Source organism: Clostridium sp. KLE 1755 (assembly GCF_000466465.2).
In the GTDB taxonomy this organism is placed as follows: domain Bacteria; phylum Bacillota; class Clostridia; order Lachnospirales; family Lachnospiraceae; genus Eisenbergiella; species Eisenbergiella porci.
On sequence record NZ_KE992719.1, the window covers coordinates 1 to 6,318 of the forward strand.

The 6,318-nt window shown below is 51.8% G+C and carries 6 protein-coding genes; all 6 read left to right on the top strand.

What is annotated here, in order from left to right; genetic code table 11:
* A partial coding sequence (locus HMPREF1548_RS15370; RefSeq protein ID WP_051358408.1) for an anti-sigma factor occupies positions 1 to 392 on the top strand: 392 nt, incomplete at its 5' end.
* Positions 389 to 3,037, top strand: a complete 2,649-nt coding sequence (polA, locus tag HMPREF1548_RS15375; protein WP_021637206.1) for a DNA polymerase I — start codon at positions 389 to 391, stop codon at positions 3,035 to 3,037. The genes HMPREF1548_RS15370 and polA, both read left to right, overlap by 4 nt.
* A gap of 13 nt (positions 3,038 to 3,050) precedes the next feature.
* Entirely contained in the window at positions 3,051 to 3,650 is a 600-nt protein-coding gene (coaE, locus tag HMPREF1548_RS15380; RefSeq protein ID WP_021637207.1) for a dephospho-CoA kinase, read from the top strand.
* Between the two features lie 130 nt (positions 3,651 to 3,780).
* Positions 3,781 to 4,581: an MBL fold metallo-hydrolase gene (locus tag HMPREF1548_RS15385; RefSeq protein ID WP_021637208.1), complete on the top strand. Its 801-nt coding sequence runs from the start codon at positions 3,781 to 3,783 to the stop codon at positions 4,579 to 4,581.
* A gap of 53 nt (positions 4,582 to 4,634) precedes the next feature.
* Positions 4,635 to 4,907: an ACT domain-containing protein gene (locus HMPREF1548_RS15390; protein WP_021637209.1), complete on the top strand. Its 273-nt coding sequence runs from the start codon at positions 4,635 to 4,637 to the stop codon at positions 4,905 to 4,907.
* Between the two features lie 18 nt (positions 4,908 to 4,925).
* Positions 4,926 to 6,290 carry a PFL family protein gene (locus HMPREF1548_RS15395; RefSeq protein ID WP_021637210.1) on the top strand — a complete coding sequence of 455 codons (1,365 nt, stop codon included), beginning with the start codon at positions 4,926 to 4,928 and terminating at the stop codon, positions 6,288 to 6,290.
* Positions 6,291 to 6,318: the final 28 nt, after the last annotated feature.

Sequence of the window (6,318 nt, forward strand, 5' to 3'; positions counted from 1 at the left end):
GGGTGGTTTTGGTGTATAGTATTAAAGAAGCCCGGATTGCCCGTCCCACAGGAAAGGAGGCCGCCCATATGGATTGTAAACAAGCAGAAAAACTGATTCCTGATTTTATCAAAGGAGAAATGGATACCAGGACGGCGAAGCAGTTCCTGGAGCACGTGGATAAATGTCCGTCCTGCAAAGAGGAGTTAAGCATCCAGTTCCTGGTAACTGTAGGAATGGAACGTCTGGAGGACGGCGAGGCTTTTAATTTGAATGATGAGCTTTCGGCAAGGCTTCAGACCGCTGAAAGCCATATAAAAATACGCCAGATGCTGCAGAGAGGGCTATATTATTTTGAAGCCATAGCGATCCTGACAGTCATTCTGGTTATGACAACGGTGGTATTTGTATGAGTAAAAAAATGGTTCTGATTGACGGGCACAGCATATTGAACAGAGCGTTCTATGGTGTGCCTGATTTGAGCAATGCCCAGGGGCTCCATACCAATGCGGTATATGGCTTCCTGAATATCATGTTTAAGATTCTGGAGGAGGAAAAGCCTGAATATCTTGCGGTGGCTTTTGACGTGCATGCGCCTACCTTCCGCCATGAGCTGTTCAAGGAGTATAAGGGGACGAGAAAGCCCATGCCGGAGGAATTGCGGGAGCAGGTGCCGGTCATGAAAGAGGTGCTTCAGTCCATGGGCATCTGCACTGTGGAAAAAGCCGGCCTGGAGGCGGATGACATTCTGGGGACCCTGGCAAAGCGCGGGGAAAAGGAAGGAATGGAGGTGGCTCTGGTTTCCGGAGACAGGGATCTTTTGCAGATAGCCAGCGACCATATCAAGATCCGTATTCCCAAAACCAAAGGCGGAAAAACGGAAATAGAAGACTATTATGCCTCTGATGTTCAGGAAGCCTACCAGGTGACGCCGGTACAGTTTATTGAACTGAAGGCCCTTATGGGGGATTCCTCCGACAATATTCCCGGAGTGCCCAAGGTAGGCCCCAAGACAGCCACGGATCTTATGGTCCAGTACGGCTCCCTGGACAACATTTATGCGCATTTAGATGAAATTACGAAGAAAAGTATCCGGGAGTCCCTGGCGGCCAACCGGGAGCTTGCGGATCTGAGCAAGGTGCTGGCAACCATCCACACGGATTGTGAACTGGATGTAACCTGGGATATGGTCAGGCTGCAGGATCTTTTTACCCCGGAAGCCTACACACTCTTTAAACAGCTGGAATTCAAAAATCTGCTCAGCCGGTTTGAAGAAGATGCGGTGACACAGAATGATCAGAAGGAAACCTTCCGCATGACCTCGGAACTTTCCGATGCGGAGGAAGCCTTCGGTGCGGCGGAAAAGGCAGGAAAGGCTGCATTTCTTGTGCTGGAGGACGGCAGGGCGGACGGGGATTTTGCGGCCCTGGCCCTGGCAAGCGCCGCGGATCAGATTTGGATTTTCATCCCCCAGGGCTTCCTGACGAAGGAATACCTGACGGACAAGCTGAAAAACCTGGTGAAAAAGGGCGTCAAACTATCCACCTTCCAGATCAAGAACCAGTACGGGTATCTGGAAAGCGATGAGACGGAGCGGTTTTTTGATGTGCTGATTGCGGCATATCTGCTCAACCCGCTGAAAAATGATTACAGCATTGAGGATATTGCAAATGAACAGCTGGGCCTGATGATTCAGAGCCGGCAGCAGCTTTTGGAAAAGCATTCTCTGGTGAAGGCGTCCCAGGAGAGGGAGGAGGCCTTCCGGGAATATGCAGGCTTTGCCGTATATACGATTTTCATGGCGGAGCCCAGGCTACGGGAAAAGCTGCGGGAAACCGGGATGGAGAAGCTTTTTGAGGAAATAGAGATGCCTCTGACAAGAGTGCTTCATGATATGGAAGAGGAAGGCGTGGAAGTGCGTCCGGAGGAGCTGAAGGCCTATGGAGACGCGCTGGTGGAACGGATAGAGGAGCTTGAACATTCCATCCATAAGCAGGCGGGAGAGGACTTTAACATCAATTCCCCCAAGCAGCTGGGAGAAATCCTTTTCGAAAAAATGCAGCTGCCCGGCGGAAAGAAAACGAAGACCGGATATTCCACCGCCGCGGATGTGCTGGATAAGCTGGCTCCGGATTACCCTATCGTTTCGGAGATTCTGGAATACCGGGGGCTGACCAAGCTCAAATCCACCTATGCGGACGGACTTGCGGCCTATATCGGGGAAAACAACCGGATTCATACCACACTGAACCAGACGATTACCGCCACGGGAAGAATCAGCTCCACGGAGCCGAACCTGCAGAACATTCCCATGCGTATGGAGCTGGGGCGTCTGATCCGCAAGGTGTTTGTTCCCAGGTCAGGCTATGTGTTTACCGATGCGGACTACTCCCAGATCGAACTGCGCGTGCTCGCCCATATGTCCGGGGATGAGCAGCTGATTGAGGCGTACCGTTCCGATGCGGACATCCACCGTATTACGGCGGCCAAGGTATTCCACACTCCATTTGAGGAGGTGACTGACCTTCAGAGAAGGAACGCCAAGGCAGTGAATTTCGGCATTGTGTACGGAATCAGCTCCTTCGGGCTCAGCCAGGATCTGAGTATTTCCAGGAAGGAAGCGGCGCAGTATATTGAAGAATATTTTAAAACCTATCCTAAGGTCAAGGAATTTCTGGACAGAGAGGTGGAAAATGCCAAAGAAAACGGTTATTCCGTCACGATGTTCGGCCGCAGGAGACCGGTGCCCGAACTGAAATCCAGCAATTTCATGCAGCGCTCCTTCGGTGAGAGAGTGGCCATGAATGCGCCGATCCAGGGAACGGCAGCGGATATTATAAAGATTGCCATGATACGTGTCTGGAAGCGCCTGAAGGAAGAAAATCTGAAATCCCGCCTGATTCTGCAGATCCACGATGAGCTTCTTGTGGAGACTGCGGAGGATGAAATGAGCCTGGTGGCGGACATTATGGAAAAGGAAATGAAGAATGCCGCTGAACTGGCGGTTTCTCTGGAAATCGACCTTCACACGGGAAAAAACTGGTACGAGGCAAAATAAGGGGAGTTTTACAATGAAGCTGATAGGCATTACAGGCGGCGTGGGAGCGGGAAAGTCACAGGTGCTTTCCTGTCTGGCTTCCCGCTGCCGCTGCCGCATCCTGCTTGCGGATGAGGTGGGAAACGAAGTCAAGCTGCCCGGGCAGCCCTGCTATGAACGGCTGGTGGAGCTGCTGGGAAAGGATGTGCTGGCGGAGGACGGGACCATTGACAGGGGACGGATGGCTGAAAAGATTTTTGCTGATGATTGCCTCCTTTCCCAGGTAAACGGTATCATCCATCCGGCGGTAAGGGTTTACATATTGCAGGAGGTGGAGAAAGAAAGAAGCCTTGGAAGGGTGGATTTCTTTTTCCTGGAAGCCGCTCTTTTGATAGAGGAGGGCTATGACAGGATCGTGGATGAGCTGTGGTACGTCTATGCGGACGAGGAAGTGCGCAGAAAGCGTCTGAAGGAAAGCAGAGGGTATTCGGATGCGAAGATAGACCATATATTCCACAGCCAGCTGCCGGAGGAGGAATTCCGCCGCCACTGCCGGAGAGTGATTGAAAATAACGGGGATCTGCAGGAAACCTGCCGCCAGATTGATGAGGTGCTGGCAAAACTGCAGGAGTGATGTTTTGAAGGGCGTTTGCAGTTTTTCCTTGCAAGCGGCGCCGGAATATGGCATATTAGAGAGTGTTTGAAATTACAAAGACTTTTGGTACGCCTGCAGACAGGGCGGAGGATAAAGGAGTAAGAAACTTATGAGACTGTGCAGCATTGCAAGCGGCAGTAGCGGAAACTGCATTTATGTGGGAACGGATACGACGCACGTTCTGGTGGATGTTGGAATAAGCAGAAAGCGGACGGAGGAAGGGCTGAAGAGCCTTGGCATCTGCCCCGGTGAACTGGATGCGATTTTTGTCACCCATGAACACAGCGACCATATCAGCGGGCTGGGCGTTTTTTCCCGCAAATATAATGTGCCCATTTATGCAACAACCAGGACGGTGGATGCCATTAAGGGAGCAAGGAGCCTGGGCGAAATAGACGGGGAGCTGTTTCAGACCGTAAAAGCGGATGAAAGCTTTACCATAAAGGACATGACAGTGAATCCCATGCGGATTTCCCATGACGCGGCGGATCCGGTGGCCTACCGTTTTTCCTACGGAAGGCAGAAAATCGGCGTGGTGACCGATCTTGGCACCTATAACGATTATACGGTGGAGTGCCTGAAGGGAATGGACGCCCTTCTTCTGGAGGCGAACCATGACGTGAACATGCTTCAGGTAGGGCCTTATCCTTACCCGCTCAAGCAGCGGATCCTGGGCGACAGAGGGCATCTTTCCAATGAAAATTCCGGCAGGCTGTTAAGCAGGCTGCTGCATGATAAGCTTCAGTATATCGTGCTGGGGCATCTGAGCAAGGAAAACAACATGCCAGAGCTTGCCTATGAGACGGTGAAGCTGGAAATCACCCAGTCGGATAACTGCTATAAAGCCGGGGACTTCCCGATTCAGGTGGCGAAACGGAGCGAGGTATCCCGTTTAATAGAAATCGCGTAACGGTGAAGGCGTGAAATGGCTGTAAAATTACGAAAGAAGCGGAGGAACTTTTGATGAAGAAGACAATTATTACAGTAGTAGGACATGATACGGTCGGTATTATTGCAAAGGTGTGTACCTACCTGGCCGACAACAACATTAATATCCTGGATATCAGCCAGACCATTGTCCAGGGATATTTCAACATGATGATGATTGTGGACATGAACCATACCGGAAAGCCTTTCGGGGATATTACAGACGAATTAACCGGGCTGGGCGAAGAAATCGGCGTTATTATCAAATGCCAGAGCGAAGAAATCTTCAGTCAGATGCACAGGATTTGAAAGTAAGAGGTTTGTGGAATGATAAATATATTTGAAGTAAATGAAACCAACAAGATGATTGAAAAGGAAAATCTGGACGTGCGCACTATTACCTTGGGCATCAGCCTCCTGGACTGCGTGGATTCCGATTTATCCCGTGTAAATGAGAAGATCTACCGTAAAATCACCCATGCCGCCAAAAACCTGGTGCAGGTGGGAGAGGAAATTTCCAGGGAATACGGGATCCCCATTGTAAACAAAAGAATTTCCGTAACCCCCATAGCGCTCATCGGCGGCGCGGCCTGCAAGACCCCGGCGGACTTTGCGACCATAGCGGATACGCTGGATAAGGCGGCCCATGAGGTGGGCGTTAACTTTATCGGCGGCTATTCGGCGCTTGTTTCCAAGGGCATGACCTCCGCGGACGAGCTGCTGATCCGTTCCATTCCCATGGCGTTAGCGAGGACGGAAAGAGTCTGCAGCTCCGTCAACTTAGGTTCCACCAAGACGGGCATTAACATGGATGCTGTGAAGCTGATGGGAGAAATAATCCTGGAAGCGGCGGAATATACCAAAGAAACCGATTCCTCCGGCTGTACGAAGCTGGTTGTTTTCTGCAATGCGCCGGATGACAACCCGTTTATGGCAGGCGCCTTCCACGGCGTGACGGAGGCGGATCAGATCATCAACGTAGGCGTCAGCGGCCCCGGTGTTGTTAAAACCGCGCTGGAAAAGGTGCGCGGCGAGAGCTTTGAAGTGCTCTGTGAAACCATTAAAAAGACGGCGTTTAAGGTAACCAGAGTCGGCCAGCTGGTAGCGAAGGAAGCTTCGAGAAGACTGGGAATCCCTTTTGGTATCGTGGATCTTTCCCTTGCCCCCACGCCTGCCATTGGCGACAGCGTGGCGGATATCCTCTGTGAAATCGGCCTGGAATATGCAGGGGCTCCCGGGACCACGGCGGCGCTTGCCCTGCTTAACGATCAGGTGAAAAAGGGCGGCGTTATGGCATCCTCCTATGTGGGAGGCTTAAGCGGCGCATTTATCCCTGTCAGTGAGGATCAGGGCATGATAGACGCCGTATCCGCCGGTGCCCTGACGCTGGAAAAGCTGGAGGCCATGACCTGTGTCTGCTCCGTAGGCCTGGATATGATCGCAATCCCCGGAGATACCAAAGCAACGACCATTTCCGGAATTATCGCAGATGAAATGGCAATCGGCATGGTTAACCAGAAAACAACGGCAGTCCGCCTGATTCCTGTTATCGGTAAGACTGTGGGAGATCATGCGGAGTTCGGCGGCCTTCTGGGACATGCGCCCATTATGCCTGTGAACCAGTTTGACTGCTCTGCCTTTGTGAACCGCGGCGGAAGAATCCCGGCGCCGATCCACAGCTTTAAGAATTAGAATATGGCCGGGAGGATAACTGCATCCG

Excerpts from the sequence above, each read along its gene's own strand:
- polA (WP_021637206.1), top strand. The coding sequence starts at position 389 with ATGAGTAAAAAAATGGTTCTGATTGACGGGCACAGCATATTGAACAGA.
- coaE (WP_021637207.1), top strand. The coding sequence starts at position 3,051 with ATGAAGCTGATAGGCATTACAGGCGGCGTGGGAGCGGGAAAGTCACAG.
- HMPREF1548_RS15385 (WP_021637208.1), top strand. The coding sequence starts at position 3,781 with ATGAGACTGTGCAGCATTGCAAGCGGCAGTAGCGGAAACTGCATTTAT.
- HMPREF1548_RS15390 (WP_021637209.1), top strand. The coding sequence starts at position 4,635 with ATGAAGAAGACAATTATTACAGTAGTAGGACATGATACGGTCGGTATT.
- HMPREF1548_RS15395 (WP_021637210.1), top strand. The coding sequence starts at position 4,926 with ATGATAAATATATTTGAAGTAAATGAAACCAACAAGATGATTGAAAAG.